This window comes from Escherichia marmotae (assembly GCF_002900365.1).
Classification (GTDB): domain Bacteria; phylum Pseudomonadota; class Gammaproteobacteria; order Enterobacterales; family Enterobacteriaceae; genus Escherichia; species Escherichia marmotae.
Map to the genome: position 1 here is coordinate 85,357 of NZ_CP025980.1, position 22,215 is coordinate 107,571.

Consider the following 22,215-nt stretch of genomic DNA (forward strand, 5'->3'; position numbering starts at 1 on the left):
TGAATATGAATATCACACCAACAAACAATATTACATTACTATCTTCATCTACTAATGATGGTAAAAATATTCCCAATGAGACATCTGCTTTAGAAGTACAATCAGTTTCTCAAAACAAATCAACAAGTTCACTCGAGATGCTTAGTGACACATTGAAAAACATCAGAAAGACTAATAAGTCTTTACAAGCAGAGTTAGCGCAAAAAACATTTAACAAATCATCTCTTTCTGAATTATCCTTACATTCATCTCAAATTAGCATGGATGTAAATAAAGCTTCCCAGTTTCTAACTACTCTTTCCAAAACTGACCATCCAATTAATAATCAGGCAAGAGAAATTCTACAGTCAGCCCCTAAAATGGCTAATATCAACAGCCAGGAAATGATTTCTCACAGAGAACTATGGCAAAACATCAGTGATTCTATAAATGATATTAACGACCAGTACTTAAAAGTATATGAATCTGCTGTTAGTACATATACCAGTATGTACCAAGAATTTAGTGATGTACTCTCAGATCTTGCCAGTAATATTTCACCAGGTAAAGATGGTAACAATGTAAAATTAGACTGGAGGAAAATAGTTTCTTCTTTAGAAACGATCAAAAACAATTATTCTAATAAACCCCTTTATCCGTCGTCAGGAACAGTTACTAAAGAACAAGCTGAAAAGTGGTCTGCTGAATTTGGACAAGGTGTTTCTACTGTAAAACAAAGTGGTAGCGGCTGGGTTGTGAATATAAACATGACACCTATAGAGAAAATGATCCAAAGCTTGAATAATATCGGAGGCAATTCTAGTCCAGTTGAGATCGATAATGCAAAATATCAGGCATGGAACGCAGGTTTCTCCGCAGAAGATGAATCAATGAAAAATGGTCTTCAGACCTTAGTGCAAAAATATAGTAATGCCAACAGTATTTTTGATAACCTTGTAAAGGTGTTGAGTAGTACAATAAGCTCATGCACCGATACTGATAAAATGTTTCTACACTTCTGAGGTGTTTTATGCAAAGTATTAACAATACAACTCCTCTTTCATCATTATTACCATCAAATACTTCTAATATTGAACATAGTGATTTAAAGAATAAAATATCAGATGTTACCTGTTCGACATCCTCTCCCAAAGAGACTATATCTGCATCTTTCAAAGAAAACTTTTCGACATCATTCAACAAAAAATCACTTGATTTTTTATTCTCATCATCTGGAAAAGAAGCTGCTTTAAGGGATATATTTCTTAACTCAAATAACACCTATGCTAAAAGTGAAATAACTGAGTTCTCAAACGTATTGTATTCACTGGTTCATCAAAATAATCTTCAGTTCGACAATGAGCCCGGATTACAAAAGATCGTCAATCAATATTCTGATTTAATTATTAAAGATAAATTATCAAAAGACTCTGTGTTTGGACCATGGTCAGCAAAGAATAAAAAGGCTCATGCATTAAGACAAAATATTGAGCATCGCCTAGCACAACTGGCACAAAAGCACACCTCTGGTGAAGCATTATCTCTTGGGCAAAAACTTCTTAACACAGAAGTGTCTTCATTTATTAAAAATGATATTTTAGGCGAATTAAAATTAAATAACGATGTTCTATCCTCACTTAATTTAGATGATTTAATAGATTCTCAGGCAAAACTCGCTTTTGACAGTCTCAGAGAACATCGCAGAAGTACCATTGAAAACTCTGGTTTTGGAATTGGCAAACTTTCCCGAGACTTAAATACTGTTGCAATCCTTCCCGAGCTATTGAAGAAAGTTTTTACTGATATCGCTAATGATATCAAGGAACAACATCCAACCCCTTCTTCTCAAGAACCATCGGCATCTGCACCTGCTCCAGATGAACCTGACTCTGGGCTCAAGCATGATACAAACACGCCATCTCAGCCCGTAATCCATTATCATATAAACAATGATAATAGAACTTACGACAACAGAGTCTTTGACAACAGAGTTTTTGACAATAGTTTCCATGAAGTTCCAACAAGCGAAACATCATCAAAACCATCTCAAGTAAATGATCCTTTATATACAGGTGCCCATTCCAATGTACCGAGTACATTAGCAGACAAAGTTATATCGGTGCACCCACACTCAGTTTCTGACGCAACTCAAACCTTTTCAGATAATCCAGAGTTAGATAGAAGTTCTCGTTCTGGTAAGGCCACCTCCGCGGCCCTGCAGAAACAGAACGCCGGCAATACGCCTTCCGCGAACTCCGCCACTAATGCCGCGCCCGCCGGTAACGCTGCCGCCACCGCCCCTGACGCCCAGTCCGTCAATCCCGGCAATTCTTTCTTCCGCGGACGCTGGACCCTGAACGTCCAGGACTCTGCTAATTCCGCACCCCGCTCCTCCGGACCGGCATCCGGAAAGGAGAACGCCGCGGCTCCGGCATCACTCTCCGGCTCCCCGGACGGCAGCACGAATGCCGCATCCACCACTAAAATGTCGGCAACCTCACCGGCCGGCAACAGCACAACGGCTTCCGGTGCCCTGCAGAAACAGACCGCCGGCAATACGCCTTCCGCGAACTCCGCCACTAATGCCGCGCCCGCCGGTAACGCTGCCGCCACCGCCCCTGACGCCCAGTCCGTCAATCCCGGCAATTCTTTCTTCCGCGGACGCTGGACCCTGAATGTCCAGGACTCTGCTAATTCCGCACCCCGCTCCTCCGGACCGGCATCCGGAAAGGAGAACGCCGCGGCTCCGGCATCACTCTCCGGCTCCCCGGACGGCAGCACGAATGCCGCATCCACCACTAAAATGTCGGCAACCTCACCGGCCGGCAACAGCACAACGGCTTCCGGTGCCCTGCAGAAACAGACCGCCGGCAATACGCCTTCCGCGAACTCCGCCACTAATGCCGCGCCCGCCGGTAACGCTGCCGCCACCGCCCCTGACGCCCAGTCCGTCAATCCCGGCAATTCTTTCTTCCGCGGACGCTGGACCCTGAATGTCCAGGACTCTGCTAATTCCGCACCCCGCTCCTCCGGACCGGCATCCGGAAAGGAGAACGCCGCGGCTCCGGCATCACTCTCCGGCTCCCCGGACGGCAGCACGAATGCCGCATCCACCACTAAAATGTCGGCAACCTCACCGGCCGGCAACAGCACAACGGCTTCCGGTGCCCTGCAGAAACAGACCGCCGGCAATACGCCTTCCGCGAACTCCGCCACTAATGCCGCGCCCGCCGGTAACGCTGCCGCCACCGCCCCTGACGCCCAGTCCGTCAATCCCGGCAATTCTTTCTTCCGCGGACGCTGGACCCTGAACGTCCAGGACTCTGCTAATTCCGCACCCCGCTCCTCCGGACCGGCATCCGGAAAGGAAAACGCCGCGGCTCCGGCATCACTCTCCGGCTCCCCGGACGGCAGCACGAATACCGCATCCACCGCTAAAATGTCGGCACCCTCACCGGCCGGCAACAGCACAACGGCTTCCGGTGCCCTGCAGAAACAGACCGCCGGCAATACGCCTTCCGCGAACTCCGCCACTAATGCCGCGCCCGCCGGTAACGCTGCCGCCACCGCCCCTGACGCCCAGTCCGTCAATCCCGGCAATTCTTTCTTCCGCGGACGCTGGACCCTGAACGTCCAGGACTCTGCTAATTCCGCACCCCGCTCCTCCGGACCGGCATCCGGAAAGGAAAACGCCGCGGCTCCGGCATCACTCTCCGGCTCCCCGGACGGCAGCACGAATACCGCATCCACCGCTAAAATGTCGGCACCCTCACCGGCCGGCAACAGCACAACGGCTTCCGGTGCCCTGCAGAAACAGACCGCCGGCAATACGCCTTCCGCGAACTCCGCCACTAATGCCGCGCCCGCCGGTAACGCTGCCGCCACCGCCCCTGACGCCCAGTCCGTCAATCCCGGCAATTCTTTCTTCCGCGGACGCTGGACCCTGAATGTCCAGGACTCTGCTAATTCCGCACCCCGCTCCTCCGGACCGGCATCCGGAAAGGAAAACGCCGCGGCTCCGGCATCACTCTCCGGCTCCCCGGACGGCAGCACGAATACCGCATCCACCACTAAAATGTCGGCAACCTCACCGGCCGGCAACAGCACAACGGCTTCCGGTGCCCTGCAGAAACAGACCGCCGGCAATACGCATTCCGCGAACTCCGCCACTAATGCCGCGCCCGCCGGTAACGCTGCCGCCACCGCCCCTGACGCCCAGTCCGTCAATCCCGGCAATTCTTTCTTCCGCGGACGCTGGACCCTGAACGTCCAGGACTCTGCTAATTCCGCACCCCGCTCCTCCGGACCGGCATCCGGAAAGGAAAACGCCGCGGCTCCGGCATCACTCTCCGGCTCCCCGGACGGCAGCACGAATACCGCATCCACCGCTAAAATGTCGGCACCCTCACCGGCCGGCAACAGCACAACGGCTTCCGGTGCCCTGCAGAAACAGACCGCCGGCAATACGCCTTCCGCGAACTCCGCCACTAATGCCGCGCCCGCCGGTAACGCTGCCGCCACCGCCCCTGACGCCCAGTCCGTCAATCCCGGCAATTCTTTCTTCCGCGGACGCTGGACCCTGAATGTCCAGGACTCTGCTAATTCCGCACCCCGCTCCTCCGGACCGGCATCCGGAAAGGAAAACGCCGCGGCTCCGGCATCACTCTCCGGCTCCCCGGACGGCAGCACGAATACCGCATCCACCACTAAAATGTCGGCAACCTCACCGGCCGGCAACAGCACAACGGCTTCCGGTGCCCTGCAGAAACAGACCGCCGGCAATACGCATTCCGCGAACTCCGCCACTAATGCCGCGCCCGCCGGTAACGCTGCCGCCACCGCCCCTGACGCCCAGTCCGTCAATCCCGGCAATTCTTTCTTCCGCGGACGCTGGACCCTGAATGTCCAGGACTCTGCTAATTCCGCACCCCGCACCTCCGGAGGTGCAACGAACATTCAGTCACAAAATTTAACTGGCTCAACTAATTCCACAACCAGTAGAAATGAGAGTAGTTGGTCTTCTGTATCGAATGAAGTCTCATCAACGATCAATAAATCTAATTCGGGGTCAAAAATACCACAACTTGATAGTACATTAATCAATGATGAACAACCTGTAAAAAAGGAGACTATTTATGAAGCATCAAAGAAAGTATCTGACTCATTAAGCAGCCTTCTTTCATCTGTAGAAATAAACACAACAAATCAGAACACAAACACTCAAACAGCTAATAAAAATACTCCGTCCCCTTCGATAAGCAACGCTGAAAATAAATCGACAAACAATATTTACGAGGCTGCTAAAAACGTAACCTCAGCTTTATCTCAAGTTTTAAACAAAATAAACAAGGAATAACAATGACAAAAGATAAAATCTTTTCAATAATTGCATTCTGTTATGGCATAAGTTACAAAAAACTATCTGAAGAAACGAAATTTATTGAGGACCTTTCTGCGGATTCACTTTCACTAATTGAAATGATAGATATGATTAATCTTGAATTCAACACAAAGATAAATGATTCCGCATTAGAACGTATTGTTACTATTGGAGATCTCATTTCCATCGTTAACGATAAATAAAATAATAACAACAAAAAACATCATACGTGAGGCCATTAATCATGGCCTCACAAATCTGCCATATTTATAGCAGAAAAATAAGCAAACAAACAAAGAGCTACAAAAATAACAAGAAAGCACATCTCCGTTGACTATTGTATATGCTCAAATAAAATCCCATTGCTATTTCGTTAAAACTTTAATCCATGCGAATATAGGTGTAATATGACGGAGTTATGTAAAAACCTGTTAAGTATTAAGGAAGGTCAACAGAGAGAGTTCGCTCTTCATTCAGGAAATAAAGCTTCATTTATAAGAGTTAAGATTCCTCATGATAAAATTCAAGAGGTAACTTTTATTAACCAAAAAACTAACGTACGAGATCAGCATTCTTTAACAGAAGAGTCATTATCTGACATAATTAAAACGATAAAGTTTCAACAATTTTTCCCAGTGATAGGACGGGAGGTTGATGGAAAAATAGAAATACTTGATGGCACAAGGAGAAGAGCTTCTGCCATATATGCCGGCTCAGAATTGGAGGTTTTATATTCAAAGGACTATATTTCTACACTTGATGCCAGAAAATTAGCAAGTGAAATACAAACAGCGAAAGAGCACAGCATTCGGGAGCTGGGTATAGGCCTTAATTTTCTGAAAGTATCAGGTTTATCTTATAAAGACATAGCTCAAAAGGAAAATTTATCTCGCGCCAAAGTCACAAGAGCATTTCAGGCTGCAAGCGTTCCACAAGAAATCATTGCTCTTTTCCCTATTGCATCGGAGCTTAATTTTAACGATTATAAAATATTATTCGATTATTATAAAAGTTTAGAAAAATCTAACGAGTCTTTTAGTTCTGCACTTTCAAACCTAAAAGAAGAAATTAAAGGTATTAGTGTTGAACTACCTTCAGATGTATATAAAAAAGAAATACTTAACATAATAAAGAAAAACAAAAAGAAAAAAATTGATACATCTGTAACTGTAGATGCTCTATTTATTTCTGAAGATAAAAGGACTTACATAAAAAGAAAAGAAAACAAAGTAAACAGAACATTAACATTTACCTTATCAAAAATAAACAAAAAGATTCAAAAAGAAATTGATGAAGCTATCAAGGAAATAGTTTCACGGAATCTATCAATTTGATTAACATAGGAGCGACTCACGGATAAACAGCCCCCCTGTTTATCCGTGAGTCGCATAAAAATGAAAATCTGATGGCAATCCCCAAAGCACTGGATGAATGCAGTGCATCTGGTATTTTATTTAGAAAGATGGATCTTTTCCAAAATAGATGCGAGCTTACAATCCTCGGACAGTAAGGCAGAGAAACCAGTACTTCTGTGCCATAAAATGTAAACCAGTTAATCCACTGCCTCACAGATGAACGGGCACAGCAGAGCATTCTGGCGACGGAGATTACACCGTCCCTACGGTGCAGTATCAGCATGGCAGTGAGCCTGCAGGCGTGATTATTGCCATGCGTTTTATATGGATAGTTTTCTGTATCAGACGTCGTTCGCCAAGGGATATTGGTGCTATGCTCGGCATCGCTCAGTCCGGTTAGTGATTTGTGATGTTTAGCGATTGTTCAGATCGCATAATCCGGCCTGAGCTCCCTTAAAATGCTCTATACACAATGAACCTCAAGACACTTGCTTCAGTATCTGGAAATTATCATTAATTCGGATACAACCTGCATCGCATAATCATCGGTCGTGACAAAATCAAGCATCTTCAATAATCACGGGGATAGTATTTTGCTGCCCATGGGAAGAACAGCTAAAAAGTATTTTAATATTATAAAATGTTTATATAAATAGTAAGCGGCTCGTCAGAACCGTATTGATATTTACTGAGAGCTCAGATCAACTTTCCAGGGCAACAGATCGCGTACCCGGTTTGCCGGCCAGTCCTGGATATGTTCAATGACGTAACGCAGCCACTTTTCTGGCTCCACATTGTTCAGACGGCATGTGCCGATCAGCGAGTACAACACCGCCGCATGTTCACCACCGCTGTCGGAACCCGCGAACATCCAGTTTTTCCGGCCTACGGCCACTCCCCGTAAGGCGTTCTCTGCGATGTTGTTGTCGATTTCCACCCAGCCATTACTGCAGTACACGTTCAGTGCATCCCACTGTTTCAGCAGGTATGCGAACGCTTTTGCCGTATCTGAGTGACGCGACAGTGTTTTCATCTGTTGCTGTATCCAGTCATACAGTGACTGCATCAGTGGCGCGGCTCTGGCTTTTCTTGCCGCCAGACGCTGTTCTGCTGAACAGCCCCGGACCTCTGCCTCGATAGCATACAGTTCACCGATACGCTGCAGGGCTTCCGTGGTGATGTCGGTGGGCGCTCTTGCATGCACATCGTGGATTTTTCTCCGGGCATGAGCCATACACGCGGCTTCCGTTATTCTGCCGGATTCGTATAACGCCCGGTAACCACCGTAAGCATCGGCCTGAAGCACACCGCTGTAACCGGCCAGGTGATTTTGTGGATGGATACCTTTCCGGTCCGGACTGTACGCGAACCAGACCGCCGGGGGCATCTGTGAACCGGCGTTGCGGTCATCACGGACGTAGACCCACAGCCGGGCTGTCCGGGTTTTACCGCTGCCCGGCTCCTGGACCGGGACGGGGATATCATCGGCATGGACTTTACCGGGCATCAGCACATACTGGCGCAGGACGTCATACAGCGGCTCCAGCAGTTCAGCAACGGCACCGGTCCAGCGCCCCAGTGTGGCACGGCTCAGCTCCACTCCCTGACGACGGTATATTTCTGACTGGCGGTATAACGGCAGATGGTCTGCATATTTCCCGGTGACAACATGGGCCAGAAGCCCCGCTCCGGCATAACTGCGTGCAATGGGTTTTGAAGGTACTGGTGCCTGCACGATATGGTCGCACCGGCAACAGGCCAGTTTCGGACGTTGTGTTTCGATAACCTTAAAGGCGCTACTGATAAGCTCCAGTTGCTCTGACACATCACATCCCAGAGAACTGAGTTCACCACCACAGGCAGGACAGCATTCCTCTTCCGGCCGGATAACCCGGGTTTCACGGGGAAGTGAGGCCGGTAACGGTTTACGGGCTGAAGACTGGCGCAGGGCGGATGGCAGTACCGGGTCATATTGCTCACCCAGCGTTTCCGCCATTTCTTCCTGAAGTGCGCTGATTCGCTCCTGTGCTTCCTGTATCTGTCGTTCGGTTTTTGCGCGAAGTTTTTCTGAGCTTTTACCGAACTGCATGCGCTGCAGTTTTGCAACCAGCGCCTTCAGCCGGTTGATTTCGGAAGCATAAGCCGCCACCCGCTGTGAGAGCAGGCGGTTGTATTCAGCCATCTGGCGGATGGTGTCCTGTTGCGTCTGCAACAGTGCCCGCAGGCGGGCGTTCTCATGAGCAAGTGAGGTGTCCATATCCTCACTTTACAACGGGTTATATGCGGATTCCAGCGCGTTCCGTTCGTTTCGGGTGCTTCCAGTTGATACCTTCAGGAAGCATGGATAACTGAGCCGGAGTAAGGTGCACCTTGCCGTCACGGGTGACTGGCCAGACGAAGCGGCCCCGCTCCAGGCGTTTGGTGAAGAGGCACAGTCCGTCACTGTCAGCCCACAACACTTTTATCTGGTCACCCCGGCGTCCGCGGAAGATAAACAGGTGTCCGGAGAACGGGTCATCCTTCAGGACGTTCTGAACTTTTGATGCCAGGCCGTTAAAGCCATTCCGCATGTCGGTGATACCGGCAACCAGCCAGATACGCGAACCGGCAGGGAGAGATATCATCAGTGACTGCTCCCTTTCATTTCACGGATAAGTGTCTGTAATAACGCCGGCGTCAGTTTACCTTTAAGCCTGAGAGTTCCGGCCGGCAGAACCAGCTCACAACACAGACTGTCGGACGGTGTATTTATCTGCTCTGGTTCCTGTGCGGGGGCCGGGATTTTATTATCCGGCTCCGGCGTTAACGTCACGGGAAGCAGTGCCGGCATATTTTTTCCGGAAGGCCGCAGGCCACCTTTCCGGTATTGATGGCGCCAGTTGAAGAGCAGGTTATCGTTGATTCCGTTTTCCCGGGCGATCTGCGCCACACAGGCTCCGGGCTGCAGTGACTGCTCCACTAAGGCGATTTTAAACTCATAAGGGAAGTTGGGCCGCCGGGGTCGGATATAACGGTGCTTTCAGGACGTACGACTGGTACCGTGGAAAATTGTCCGTAAAGGCAGGCATCAAGTTCCTGCTCCGACATGCCTGCGGGCAAAGGCCACGAAAGGCCAGCTCTCCGAAAGCGCACGAACATACTACAAACTGTTGATTTTGGTACACCCAGGCGACGCCCGGCCACAACCCGGGGTAAATGTTCTTCAAAGTGAAGACGTAAAGCTTCAGTGATCCAGGTCCGGTGTTTCATACGATAGTGTCCATTAAAAATGATGGACATTATTTTTGTAGAGCCGGAGGAAACAGACCAGACGGTTTAAATGAGCCGGTTACTATAAATATATCCATTTGAGTTGAAATTAATAATAGGATAGAAGGGTAGGTACTGTGTTGTGTGGTGTCTATTTTGTAGCTTCTATTGCCCGCTTTTCTCTGGCGGGCTTTTTTAATGTATTTGGCACGTTCTACGATGCAGAATTAACACACTTCGTCATCACTTGCCTTACAGTGCCGTAATGTACTCACCCCTATCCTGATGACCTTACCCAGCAATAGTAGACACGCGGCTAAGTGAGTAAACTCTCGGTCAGAGATGACTCAAGTGTCAAAATAGTATCTACCAGCAAAAAGCCCCGTAAACGGCATTCACCTGAATTTCGCAGTGAAACCCTGAAGCCAGGGAGCACACGGCGGGTATATATACGTGGTGTAAGCAGCGGACAAGGTTAAGCACACATCAGCAGTTCGGTCAGCGTTATGATAATGTTTTTCGTGGGGCTAAAACAACGTCACGGTGCCCCACGCCTGACAGATGAACTGCGTCCACTTCAACGTAAAAGCCGTGGCAGCATGCCTGCGCCGCCAGGAGCAGAGGGCAAAAGCCACCTGGAAGCTCAGCCCGGTCAGTTACCGCGCACACGGCCGGCCTGTATCAGAAAATCTGCTGGAGCAGGATGTCTACGCCTGTGGTCCGAACCAGAGGCGGGCGGGGGACATCACTTACTTACGCACAGATGAAAGCTGGCTGTACCTGGCAGTGGAAATTGACCTGTGGTCACGTGCGGTTACTGGCTGGTCGATGTCGCCGCGCATGATGTAACTCCCTACAGATGGCGCTGTGGCGGCGTAAGGCCCACCAGAACGTTATCGTTGACACGGACCTGGGAGGTCAGTACTGTTCAGCAGAGTATCAGACAGCAGCTGAAGCGGCATAGTCTGCGTGGAAAGCTTCTTTCATTCATTGGCTGAAAGTGGAATGTCTCCACGGAGAACACGTTACCCGTCAGGAAATAATGCGGGCAACGGTATTTAATTATATAGAGTCTGACTACAATCGCTGGCGACGGCACAGTTGTTGTAGCGGTCTCAGTCCGGAACAATTAAAAAAACAAGAACCTCGCTTAGGCCTGTGCAATATTACGTGGACAGGCCCTCTTCGGGATATGCCAGGAACGCTTTGCCATTACATATCAACAACAAAGTGCCTCTTATTCTTTTCAATTTTTTGTATTCTTACAAGAACATACCTGCAAAATCAGGAGCATAATCGTTAAGCACATCAAAAGTAAGATTTTTATAAAGGGCATCTTCAAATTTTGACATAAGATATACTCCATATTGCCTTTCAGCATCTGCGTCCCCCAATAAATCTTGTTTAGATAGCTGATATGACAGTTGTGATGGGAAATCTTTCTCCAAAAATGTATATAACTCTTCCATGGTTCGCTCATAGCGTTTTGGGGCTATTCGTTTAATTACTGAATGCCAAGGCTGCCATTTTGAAAACCATGATGGAAAATCATTTTTCTCTCTGGCTTTAACAATATTTTCTGCATTATCAATATCGTCTTGCGTAATATTAGACACATTAAAGTATCTCATATCCTTTACAGCAGTTGAAAGTTTCAACACATCTGAAAGTTTGCACTGCAATGCCAGCCAAACCTCAATTTCATCCTCAGCATTTAGCTCTTTAACTTTAGCATGTGATATTTCTTCCAAAACCTCAATTCTGAACATTTCTTTAGCTAAGTTAAAGAATGAGGGTATACTATCGTCATATTCCCCATTTTCAGCTTTGTAAACTTTTAAAGCTCTTTGCATATGGTTCCAGGTTAAACTTACGCGATCCTCACAGGTCTCTGTTGCGTCATATGCAATACAGAAAGATTGTTTCTTTAATTCTGACGCCTTGTCAATTTCAGAAAGCCAGCTTGAGACTTTTAGTGAGAACTCATCATCATTCAACGAGTTTACCGTATCATATAACCTTAAAATAAAGCTTTTAAATACATCTGCATACTCAACATTATTTTCTTTTTCCCAGCGAATTGCAACGGAAACTCTTTCTTTCGGAGGATACCATCCGGCAACCAACACATTTAACGGTCTTACCCCCTGTCACTAATTATACATACGTCATTTGATAAATGATAATATATAGTAGATCCCTTGTAACTTAGCTCAAAAGAGTTTTTATTCAACAGTGATAATGAGTCTTCGCTCAGCGAGTTATTTTTTATATACACCACCGACTCTGGATTAAGGCTAAAAATGTGATCAGTTATATTCCTTATGTTATTTTTAGAAAATGAAACCTTGCTAATTCCGGGTGGAATGTTTTGTGGTAAACAATGTATTTTATTTTCGGCAGCATAAAATGCAACTAAACCAGAAGGAAGATTATCCTCAATTATTTCTATCTGATTTCTACAAACAGATATCACCTCTATGCATTCAGGTAATTTAGGTAATGCGACCAGTTGATTATCTTCAACGATCAATCTTTTCATGGCCCCCGGAAGAGGTGGTAAATGAGTCAATTTATTATTGCACAATTCGACACACTCCAGGCGGGCAGGAAAATACTCTATCTCGTTAATACTATTGTTATTTGCATGTATAATGCGTAAGTTTTCAGGAAGCCCACCTAAATAAGATATATTATTATCATTTATGTTGAGATATTCTATTGAAGAAGGCAATTCAGGTAATGACTTTAACCCTAACGCACTTAAATCAACACTTCCAGCCCTCCTGTTAAGACAATCTGTTAATATGCCAATCGCTATATCCCTATGCTCTCCTGGCTCATACTGCCTTTCCCATAAATTCCACTTAGAAAGCAGCATCTCTTTATTTTCATCAGGACAACAAACCATTGGCTTGTAGACAGGAGATAATACATTTAATTTATTCATTTAATTTCATCTACGCGTAAAATATGACACATACTCTTTACTAAAAGAATATAAAAAATAATCAAACATTAAGCATATCATTAATAACAACTATTCACCAACACTCCAACAAAAATCAATTTTTCAGGTTGTCGATATAACATTACGATAATATTTTACACAATATCGCTTTCCCCATTGGTATTAACTGCACGTTTTCAAGATTAAAATCTTAGCCCCGGACATTGGCTGCACACCATAGTTCCTTCTCGCCCGACTTCACCAGTATGAGTGGACAAAAGTATAAGACTGTAATGCCTATACCTGTCATAGGTTATCACGCTGTAAAATTAATGTGGTGACTTCTGACTGCCGGGTATTGAGATGTCAGGGCAATCTGAACTTATCCGCAGCATCTTAAAGGTTATCAAACCTCTACTCCCGGACGAACCAGTTACCGGTGCGACCACTTCATGTAGGTTCCAGTGCCGTAAAAACCATCATGCGCTGTTATACATGAGCGAGACTACCTGCCCACGTCATCACTGAAAATATATGGGCCTCAGCCGTTATACCGTCAGTCAGAAAGGTTCGTGTTCTGTGCATTATTGATATTTTAAATTTATCACACCAAACAATTCTTGCACGAAATAGAGCCTGTACATTATATTTTCATTGGTCAAATTTTGGCATATTTAGTCCAGCATCTAATGTAAGCCTATGAATAAAAACCAAAACACATCTATCAAGATGAGCGCTTGATTGAATTTTCTTTATAATTCCCATGAAACAACAACAATTATTTTGACAAACCATGCTATAATCGTATCACCAGATACTTTATAAGTATAAAAAACATTATTTAGTTTGTTATGCTTACTATTATATCAAGGAAAACGGCATGACAAAAAAAGAGATAGTTATGAGTGTTATCAAAAGGATTGAAACTAAACTACAACAAATGGAAAATATTAGTGTTGATGAGGTTGCCACCATTTCAGGTTATAGCAAAAGATATATGCAAAAAATATTTCAGGAAGTTGTTGGCATGAGAATTAGCAAGTACATAAAAAAAGAAAGTTAACTCAAGCGGCTATTTTAATAAAGTTAACAAAAAAGAGCATTTATCATATTGCAATGGATTTAAACTATTCAACACAACAATCTTTCACAAGAGCATTTTGTCAAGAATTCAAAGTGTCGCCATTGCAATATAGACTCAAAGATGAATTTGATTGTTCGGCACTATTTCCAAATTATGCATTGAACTTACCACCGCTTAGCATAAAAAAGGGAAATATAAACCAGTTAAAATTAAAAGTTGACAATTTTCAGCTTCAAGATTCTTTATTAAAAAACGAATACAAATTCCGTGCCAATAAAATTAGGTTCAATAGAATAACGGAAATTTTGTCATCAAAGGATGAAGCTATTGTGGTTTCAAAGTTTGAACCCAAGAGCCTTCTTGATTTGAATGTGGATTTAAATGTCATGATCGGCTACAAAGACGAAAAAAGTTATAATTATGAAATTAAAGAAAAAAATGTTGGATTGTAGAATACAATGGGACATGGGACGATTATATTAAATTTGGTCGTTTTTTTGTATGCTATTGCGATATATCATTCGATAGTTTTATCGTAGAAAAAATAAAATTTAAAGGTAATAATGATAGCTGTGAACAAATATATAATTCAACAATATATTTACCCATCCCCCCCGCTGAGCAAGCCTTTACTTAAAATTACACTCCTTGACGATTTCAGGTATTGAAAGTCATTTCATTTTCAGTATTATGCAAATCAACTTTTCATGAGCCACTTTAGGCCCTTTAGCTCAGTGGTTAGAGCTAGCGGCTCATAACCGCTTGGTCGTCGGTTCGAATCCGGCAAGGGCCACCAAAAATTACAATCGCAAATAAAGCAGTATATTTATTAGTTATGCGCTGTTAGCTCAGTAGGATAGAGCAATTGCCTTCTAAGCATTTGGTCACTGGTTCGACTCCAGTACAGCGCGCTCATTTCATTATATTTTTTAAATGTTATTTCATATTGAAAGAGATAAATAATAATAAAGAATAAACTGTTCCGGTGCAGATATCCTAACTGCTCGCACAAAGCATGGGGGACTAATTGCCCCTTACCTTAAACAGATAAATCCCGGGTAACATAGACGAATGAATTGTACATTCGTTAATGCTCAGCCCCAGCCTCTCCATCAGATACTCCCTTCTTTTCCTGGGAACAAAGTCAGGGGAATCAGCAGACTGAAGGGGACATAAGCCCCCTTTTCTCAGAAGGAGTAACGGAAGTTGGCGTTGATGGCATTATCAATGTTGTACTTACCAAAGGCGGATTTCTCAACCCCCAGACCAGCATGAATGTTATTATGGACTTCTGCATTCAGACCGACAGACATCAGCATTCGCTCATCTTTTTCCCCCTTAATGCGCTTCTCCCCGGAGGCATCACGCAGCCTGGTATCTCTGTTGGTCAACAGGTCAAACTGGTACCCCAGACCAGCCCGTGCAGTCACTCTCCAGTCCTTACCGGAGAAAGATTTACCCACATCCATTCCAGTACGGCCAATCAGTGGATTATAATCCTTGCCCTTCATGAGCAGACTCATCCCCTGGTCATTCCAGGTGAACTGCTTACCAGATATGCTCCCATATACAAGTTCAAACTGTGGCTCAATCCAGGCATCTTCCGTAATATAACAACGATAGCCCATTTCTGTCCCCGCATACCAGGAGTGAGATCTGTAGTCTTTCGTTCCGAGTCCGGCAAAGGTGACCGTGTACTCGTTATCATGGTGAACATACTTACCAATCAGGTCGATATACGCACCAGAATCAAACATGGCTGATGCATACAGACCCGCACCTACTGACTTCGTTTTACCGCTGAAGCTATCGCTGCCAGCATTGCTGTTTGTATACGTCATGGTTACACCGGTGAAAAGGTTCAAACCATCAAGTTCATGTTTTTTATCAGCACCCACCTGAACGTGCGTATAGTTGTCACTGAAGCCACCACCGGCAGAGCCGGTTCCGCTCATGATACGGGCCCACGCGCCGGCCTCACCGTTGATGTCATGGAGATCACCCATTCGTTTGTTCAGGTTGTTGACCTCAGCAAGGAAGTTTTTATAGTCGGCAGACATGAAGTGTTCGGCTTTCTGTACAGATTGCTGATTTGCTACTACCTTAAAGCCTTTAAGAGTCCAAATGACTTTCTCTCCGTTACTGTTTTCCTCGATAATCGGTGTTATATCACTGAAACCAACATTCTGTATCTGCGGATTAAACACATCTGTGGAGGTTCCTTTTGGAGCACTCACCAGATCAAGATTCAGTTTTTTCTCTTTTCCATCTTTCGCTACGTAATCAACAAGAAGATTATTGTGTTTACCTTCAAGTTTATTATTAACAATCAGTTTGTCAGATGTTGTTGCGTTTGAACGCAACACAAAGGTGCTGCCATTGGTCGTCAGCTCATTAACGGTCAGCGTGGAGAACTTATCGTTATTACTGCTGAATACAGTCAGCGATTTATTGATGTTAAGGCTGTTCAGTCTGGAATCATCGGTCATACGCCATACAGTATTAACCATAGAAGCATCCCCCCTGAGTGCAGAAACAGAGCCGTTCCATGATGTGTTGTAATCACCAAACATCACGCTGGACAAAGCCGGATTAGGGTCATACTCAGAAAGTTTTGTTTCTTCTGAGCCTAATTTCAGTTTAACTGCACTATCTTCTTCTGCCTTAATATCGCCGCTGAACATGGTATAATTATCCGCCTCCAGTTTTGAGCCTGTTCCGGTCATATTGACATTCCCCAGTTCATGAAGTGTTGGAACAAATGCGTCAAAGACAGGGTATCCTTGTAACCTGAGGCTGGCATTTTCACCAATTTCAAGAATGCCTTTGTTAACCAAGTTGTTTATGTCAACCGTAAGCTTTGAATCTTTTTGCAGTATTAGCTTACTGTCTTCGGTAATGTCACTCCACATGCTAATAACAGCTTGCTGACTCTTTATATTAAATACACTCTTATTGGTGGCAGAGAATCCACCGTGAAACTTATTGTTAATAGTTACAGTTGAATTATCTGCAGTAATCTCTCCACTAAATTTACTTATATCCTGCTCATTCCTGACTGAAGATGTCCCCGCTACGGGTTCAACTGAATCACCAGTGCCATCATTGCTATCGGTATAAACAGTATCGCTACCTAGTGTTATCGTACTCGCATTAGTTGCACGAATGTTAGCGTTCATGATTGCATTGCGGGATAAATGGAAATCACTGCCCTCCAGTTTCAGTGTGCCGAGGATAAAATTTCGGTTTTCCCAATCATCCTGTTCTGCTGAAACTGTTTGACCCGCGTGGATAACGGGATGCCCCTGGAATATAAGCACTCCTGCTTTTTTCGTTACAGTGCCATCAGGGAGATAAACAGAGCCATCAATAGAAAATGTATCTTTCCCTGACGCCTGTTGAATATTAACATCCATATTGCCGTTCAGCTGCCCGTGGTAGATATAAGGTCTACTGCTGGATTCAATTTTTTGTGACTTCGCAATTTCTAAGGCTTTATTACGGTCTGCGCCTATATTTTGCCAGATATCAAGATTATTAAGATCCTGAAACAATGGAGCATAGGCATTTGATTTCAGAATGAGATATCTACCACGCCCCCTGTCATAATATAAATCACCGGGAGATGCCTTATCTTCTCCCAATAAATTAATTTCCTTAACAGGAACAGAAATATCACTATCTTTTAGTAGATTCAGGTTCAGCATTGATTTATTATTATTATAATTAGCGATTATTGCTCCATAATCAGCTGCCTGAAGACGGGAAAAAGACAGATTATTTCCATTTAAGTCCAGCGTCCCCCCTCTGTATCCCCAGGATATACGGTCCGGGTTAACCTGTTTATCATCAGCCAGAATAACTGTAGGGCGCCCACTGGATATATTCACAGAACTGAAAGCCTGAACATTCCCTTTAGTATCTTTCCGTTGATTCAGAATCACAGTACCATCACCGGCTTTCAACCCCCCTGGATTGGTACCAGTACCATTAATTGTTAGTGTTCCTTTCCCTAGTTTATGGAGGTTATCACCTTCGACACCATTAACCCGCCAAACCACATGAGCATCGTTATCTGTAATAATCCCTCCCCCTACCCAGGTTTGATTACGCACTGGTGAAACATTATAATTATTGGCAAACTCAAGATATCCTGCGCCCTGATTAACTGAATCAAACAGAACAATCTCGCCATTATCTCCGGTAAACAACAGGTTTTTACCAGCATTCAGGTTATTATTATTTTTACCATGCATATCAAAAACAATATTTCCTTGGGTCAGACACCCAACACTATTTACGGAGTCATATTGCCATTTCAATATCCCCTTACCAGATCTATAATTGATAATTTTGTCAAAGTCATTTTTTGGTTGTTGATTTAAAATATTTTCAGAAGTTACAACCCAACTATTTCCTGATATTGTCCTTGTCGATGTTACACCAATCAGCACCCATTTTTTATAGAGAGTATCATATGCAAAAAGTGGAGACCCGCTATCCCCCATAATAAGATAGTTTGCCAGCATCCCTTGTGACGTTGAATATATATTGGCGCTCGGCGCTGTGATCATTTTCCCGTTATTATACGGTTCTAATCCACCGACCGTGCCACCTGTAAGAAAACTACCTCTTGTAGCTACATGATAGAGTTTCCCATTTTTATCTTTGGTAAATTGCTGTCCCCCCCCCAAACGATAAAACTCAGAAAAACGCCCATCTGAACGATATCCACCATTAACATCTCCAATATCAGACAGTTCAGCAGGAGCAACTTCTGTAACTATTTTACTCAAACGGCGAGTTTGTAGATCCAGATTACCACTTTTGTTTGTACCTACAGCGGTATATATATTATTTTTATATCCAAAACTCATGGTGTCGGAACCATTAACGTGTTTAGCTGTAACAACATACTGTGGAGAATAAAGAGTATGGTCTCCCGGAGGAAGTATTCCTGTTGCTATAGTTGCGCTACTAAAATCAATCATCGGTGCTTTATCAAGAGTGCCAAGATGATTGCCTTGTTTATCATATATTTCAAGGTTAGTAGCCCCAGGAATGAAACTACCTTTATTTTCAGCAAAATCTCTGAATGTTTGATATGGTATATCTGATCTGACTATTGCAGATTATGATGGGAAAGATAAACATGTAGAGAACAACACAAGACCTGTTACGGGTATTTTTTTTGCATTTTTTTATTAAAATTTTTTGTCAACTCAGATGCAGCAATAAGAGCCCCCGCTATATTACTGTATTTTAGTGCATATCTCTTATCCACTATTCCCCCCTATCCAAATGAAATATTTTAAAAACATCACTCTCTCCATATCACTTATAATATAAGGGATATTTTTAAACTATTACTCACTCGACATGAGTTGCAATACAAAAAGAAGATAAAATTTTAATGAATAATTACCAATTCCTGTAGAGTCCCCCCAGATCATTACTTCGTCTCCCTGTGACTATTTTTGGGTCTTGTTCAACTAATCAAAGCTGTAGTACAGGTAACGGCTAGCAATTAACAGTGAAATCCCCGCTCATTGTGGCATGCCAATAGTGCCCGTTTTCATCCTGCACGCATGCCATTATCCAATTTATGATTAGGCTCAATATGCGCAGCCCCCCCCCCCCTATCAAACTGAAGTAGCCACTCTATCAATATCCTATATTTCATTTTGATACTTAGTTCCTTCAAAGATTTATATTCCCGAAGTACACTATAGATCAAGAAGTGTTTTATATTCAGTTATTCTCTTTTTATGCACTGAAACAGAGAACTCCTTTCCGTCTATGACGGATTTATAATTATCAATTCTGTTAAGGATGGTTTCATTTTTTTTGTTTATAATTTTATCGGCTTCGTGTGGATTAGAATTTAAATATTTATTAAGGCGTCTTTTACTCTGAGTATGCTTATAAAAAGTTACCGGGAGATACAAATCCAACTTGTCATGTGGTAAAGGTACTTCACTATCATTTAATGTACCTTTGATATTATCTTCATGCATTTTCAATACAATATCTCTCTCGATGTAAAGTTTCTTTGCTAATGCAAGACAAAAAATACCGCATTCAGATGAACTTCGTTGAATATCCAATTCCACCATGGATAAATAGCAATCAGGTAATTGAGAACGTTGAACGACCATTTTTACTCTTAATGCCAGCATTGCTGGTCCCATACTGTTAAAGTTTGCTGGCTCAAACAGTATCAGAGATGTTTTTCCATTTATATATTTACAGTCAATCACACTAAAATGTATTCCATCTTCTCCCATGTTAATTATGAATCGGAAAGATCTATTTCCATGGTATACTTTTTTTATTTCCATCTCGAAGTCCTGTGGAGATGACAAAAATTTAAGATTCATCTCTGGATATTTATTGTTAGCTTGGATTATCAATGCAGGCATGATTTTTTTATCCACACTTGAATAATCTTTATGATGCCACGAACCATCTGCTATATCCGTTTCCAACTGCGTTATAATATTATTGAGTTCTTCATTACTGATTAAAGAAGTAGTTTCTATTTTTGATGCGCAACCGAAAGTTTTTAGTTGTGATGTTGATTTAATCATGCTTTGATTCTCCCTCAGGGAATTAACAGTGATATGATTTTATAATCCTGATAAACAGGATTTTCTCCAGAGACATGAGTTAATATTTAAGAGAGCAGAAAAAACACTCCAGCTCCATGCGCTCGCCTAATCATCTTTGCGCATTGTCACAACAGTCATTGAATCGCGGGGCGTTCCCATCATTAACTCGATGTTCTTTCCTAATTAGCTGCGCCTGTTTTACAGGTGTATGAGAGTTGAAAGACACGGGGAACTATCACGACCAGGAACTGATCGCATCCTGTCGGGTTCCGTCTGAGCAGACTGACAGCGGGGACAATGAATATTAACGCGGGCCATAAACAAACCTCAAAAGCGAGTAATACACCACATTCAATCAATTAAATTGTCAGTACCATATTTCTGATGTTAACAAAAAACAATATTAACACACAAATAAAAAAACCATTTCCATCAAAAGTAGTATCGTTTTTTTATAGTTGAATCCATTCTGTTTTTTATACTATGAAAATAATCGCTTTTATAAGAGTAACTTACCAGGTGGTGACTCCAATTAGTAGAACATATATTTTTCGATAAAGGCACCGATGACTTTTTCATGAAGTTCTACAGAGCGCGAGAAACAGATAGTTCTGCGGGCCAGACGTTTGATTCGGGTTCTCAGGGTCAGATTGTTGCGCTCAATGCGCTGAGTAAAAATCTTACCAGTCAGATGCTTCTCCTTCGGTAACTCTCTGGTATAACTACCCCATTCGTCAGTGGTCAACATACCGATGGTAAAAGGGGCAAGCAGCGCCAGCAATTCACGACAGGTTTCATCAGTCCGGGGGCCAAAAGTGTAGGCCAGAACGCCACCAGTTTTCGTGTTGTACGCGTACCAGAGCCAGTACTGTCGCGCTTTACTGCCGACAAAACTCCATTGCTCATCAAGTTCGCAGATGAGTGCCATATCAGCATGAGCGACCGGGGATGACGTTATTCTTCGTGGCGAGAGTTTTTTAAAGTCCGGATGACTGTATTAATGCCGATTTTCAGCGTACGGGCAGTATCGCGAACTCCGGCACCGTTGAAAGCCATTTCAGTGATTTGGTCTTTAACTCCCGGTTTACGGGCCTCGTAACGGTAAGTGAGCTGAAACACTCGATGACAGTCACGGCAGCGAAATCGATCATGTCCTTTTGGGTTCTTCCCGTGACGGTAAACCTGAACGGACTGGCAACGGGGGCAATGAAGGTTAACTGTGACCATGAAAGAACCTTAAAAGTGACTATTATACCCCTAATTCAACTAATTGGAGGCATTACCACTTACCAAATATAACTGAACAGGTATTATATTATCAATAAATTGCAATCTTTCATTATATAATGAAAGATTTTTATAAGAATATTTCCGGTACATATGCTGTTTCCTTTACTGCATGGGGTCAATGGGTAAATAAGCGCTTCCCAGAGAATACAAGGAGGCAGCAGTCCCTACAACTTATAACCATGGTGTTGGCCTGCAACCACCTGAATCTTATCGATGGTCATGGTTATCGCTGGATGGTTGTTTGACATTCCCTATCGCCCCGGGCAAAAAACCGACAGACCAGGGAAAGCAAGAAGTAAAATGTAGTCTCATGACTG

At 43.8% G+C, this 22,215-nt stretch carries 13 protein-coding genes, 2 tRNA genes and 4 pseudogenes; 9 read left to right on the forward strand and 10 right to left on the reverse strand.

Annotation, left to right across the window (positions count from 1 at the left end):
* Positions 1 to 5: 5 nt before the first annotated feature.
* The 4 genes from sctA to C1192_RS24335 all read left to right on the forward strand — a co-directional run bounded on the left by sctA (position 6) and on the right by C1192_RS24335 (position 6,693).
* Positions 6 to 1,001, forward strand: a complete 996-nt coding sequence (gene sctA / locus C1192_RS24320; RefSeq protein ID WP_038355847.1) for a type III secretion system needle tip protein SctA — start codon at positions 6 to 8, stop codon at positions 999 to 1,001.
* 8 nt (positions 1,002 to 1,009) lie between these two features.
* On the forward strand, positions 1,010 to 5,335 hold the full coding sequence (locus C1192_RS25975) for a hypothetical protein (protein WP_103194843.1): 4,326 nt from the start codon (positions 1,010 to 1,012) through the stop codon (positions 5,333 to 5,335).
* 2 nt (positions 5,336 to 5,337) lie between these two features.
* Positions 5,338 to 5,562, forward strand: coding sequence for an acyl carrier protein (locus C1192_RS24330; protein WP_038355848.1), 225 nt, complete (start codon positions 5,338 to 5,340; stop codon positions 5,560 to 5,562).
* Between the two features lie 204 nt (positions 5,563 to 5,766).
* A complete protein-coding gene (locus tag C1192_RS24335) occupies positions 5,767 to 6,693 on the forward strand; it encodes a ParB/RepB/Spo0J family partition protein (protein WP_038355849.1) in 927 nt (308 codons plus the stop codon).
* Between the two features lie 175 nt (positions 6,694 to 6,868).
* Here the strand turns inward: C1192_RS24335 and C1192_RS25800 are convergent.
* From C1192_RS25800 to tnpA, 4 genes and pseudogenes are all read right to left on the reverse strand, one after another.
* A pseudogene (locus C1192_RS25800) lies at positions 6,869 to 7,098 on the reverse strand (IS630 family transposase); the annotation flags it as partial.
* A 301-nt stretch (positions 7,099 to 7,399) separates the two neighbouring features.
* On the reverse strand, positions 7,400 to 8,971 hold the full coding sequence (locus tag C1192_RS24345) for an IS66-like element ISCro1 family transposase (protein WP_001756948.1): 1,572 nt from the start codon (positions 8,969 to 8,971) through the stop codon (positions 7,400 to 7,402).
* Between the two features lie 19 nt (positions 8,972 to 8,990).
* Positions 8,991 to 9,338: an IS66 family insertion sequence element accessory protein TnpB gene (gene tnpB / locus C1192_RS24350; protein WP_069906977.1), complete on the reverse strand. Its 348-nt coding sequence runs from the start codon at positions 9,336 to 9,338 to the stop codon at positions 8,991 to 8,993.
* A pseudogene (tnpA, locus tag C1192_RS24355) lies at positions 9,338 to 9,993 on the reverse strand (IS66-like element accessory protein TnpA). Before tnpA ends, tnpB begins: the two are co-directional and overlap by 1 nt.
* Positions 9,994 to 10,402: 409 nt before the next feature.
* On the opposite strand from tnpA, the pseudogene C1192_RS24365 reads away from it, so the two are divergent.
* A pseudogene (locus C1192_RS24365) lies at positions 10,403 to 11,113 on the forward strand (DDE-type integrase/transposase/recombinase); the annotation flags it as partial.
* A gap of 112 nt (positions 11,114 to 11,225) precedes the next feature.
* On the opposite strand, the gene C1192_RS24370 reads toward C1192_RS24365, so the two are convergent.
* Entirely contained in the window at positions 11,226 to 12,092 is an 867-nt protein-coding gene (locus tag C1192_RS24370) for an NEL-type E3 ubiquitin ligase domain-containing protein (protein WP_052463091.1), read from the reverse strand.
* Positions 12,093 to 12,103: 11 nt separating this feature from the next.
* Positions 12,104 to 12,913, reverse strand: coding sequence for a leucine-rich repeat domain-containing protein (locus tag C1192_RS24375; protein WP_154663978.1), 810 nt, complete (start codon positions 12,911 to 12,913; stop codon positions 12,104 to 12,106).
* A gap of 880 nt (positions 12,914 to 13,793) precedes the next feature.
* Between C1192_RS24375 and C1192_RS24380 the strand changes: the two genes are divergently transcribed.
* The 4 genes from C1192_RS24380 (at position 13,794) to C1192_RS24395 (ending at position 14,908) form a co-directional block, all read left to right on the forward strand.
* Positions 13,794 to 13,976: an AraC family transcriptional regulator gene (locus C1192_RS24380; RefSeq protein WP_052463090.1), complete on the forward strand. Its 183-nt coding sequence runs from the start codon at positions 13,794 to 13,796 to the stop codon at positions 13,974 to 13,976.
* Between the two features lie 53 nt (positions 13,977 to 14,029).
* Positions 14,030 to 14,449 carry a hypothetical protein gene (locus tag C1192_RS24385; protein WP_158650422.1) on the forward strand — a complete coding sequence of 140 codons (420 nt, stop codon included), beginning with the start codon at positions 14,030 to 14,032 and terminating at the stop codon, positions 14,447 to 14,449.
* A gap of 268 nt (positions 14,450 to 14,717) precedes the next feature.
* A tRNA-Ile gene (locus tag C1192_RS24390) sits at positions 14,718 to 14,793 on the forward strand.
* Positions 14,794 to 14,834: 41 nt separating this feature from the next.
* Positions 14,835 to 14,908 (forward strand) — tRNA-Arg (locus C1192_RS24395).
* 276 nt (positions 14,909 to 15,184) lie between these two features.
* On the opposite strand, the pseudogene C1192_RS24400 reads toward C1192_RS24395, so the two are convergent.
* The 4 genes and pseudogenes from C1192_RS24400 to C1192_RS24415 all read right to left on the reverse strand — a co-directional run bounded on the left by C1192_RS24400 (position 15,185) and on the right by C1192_RS24415 (position 21,835).
* Positions 15,185 to 19,281 (reverse strand): annotated as a pseudogene (locus C1192_RS24400) (S6 family peptidase).
* A 442-nt stretch (positions 19,282 to 19,723) separates the two neighbouring features.
* A complete protein-coding gene (locus C1192_RS24405) occupies positions 19,724 to 20,587 on the reverse strand; it encodes a YopJ/AvrA family T3SS effector serine/threonine acetyltransferase (protein ID WP_038355998.1) in 864 nt (287 codons plus the stop codon).
* Between the two features lie 219 nt (positions 20,588 to 20,806).
* Positions 20,807 to 20,926, reverse strand: coding sequence for an IS1 family transposase (locus C1192_RS26150; protein WP_077784613.1), 120 nt, complete (start codon positions 20,924 to 20,926; stop codon positions 20,807 to 20,809).
* 214 nt (positions 20,927 to 21,140) lie between these two features.
* Positions 21,141 to 21,835 (reverse strand): IS1 family transposase gene (locus tag C1192_RS24415; protein WP_103194758.1). Its coding sequence is split into 2 segments (ribosomal slippage): positions 21,141 to 21,589 and positions 21,589 to 21,835, totalling 696 coding nucleotides; the frame shifts between segments, so codons are not numbered across the junction.
* Positions 21,836 to 22,215 lie beyond the last annotated feature (380 nt).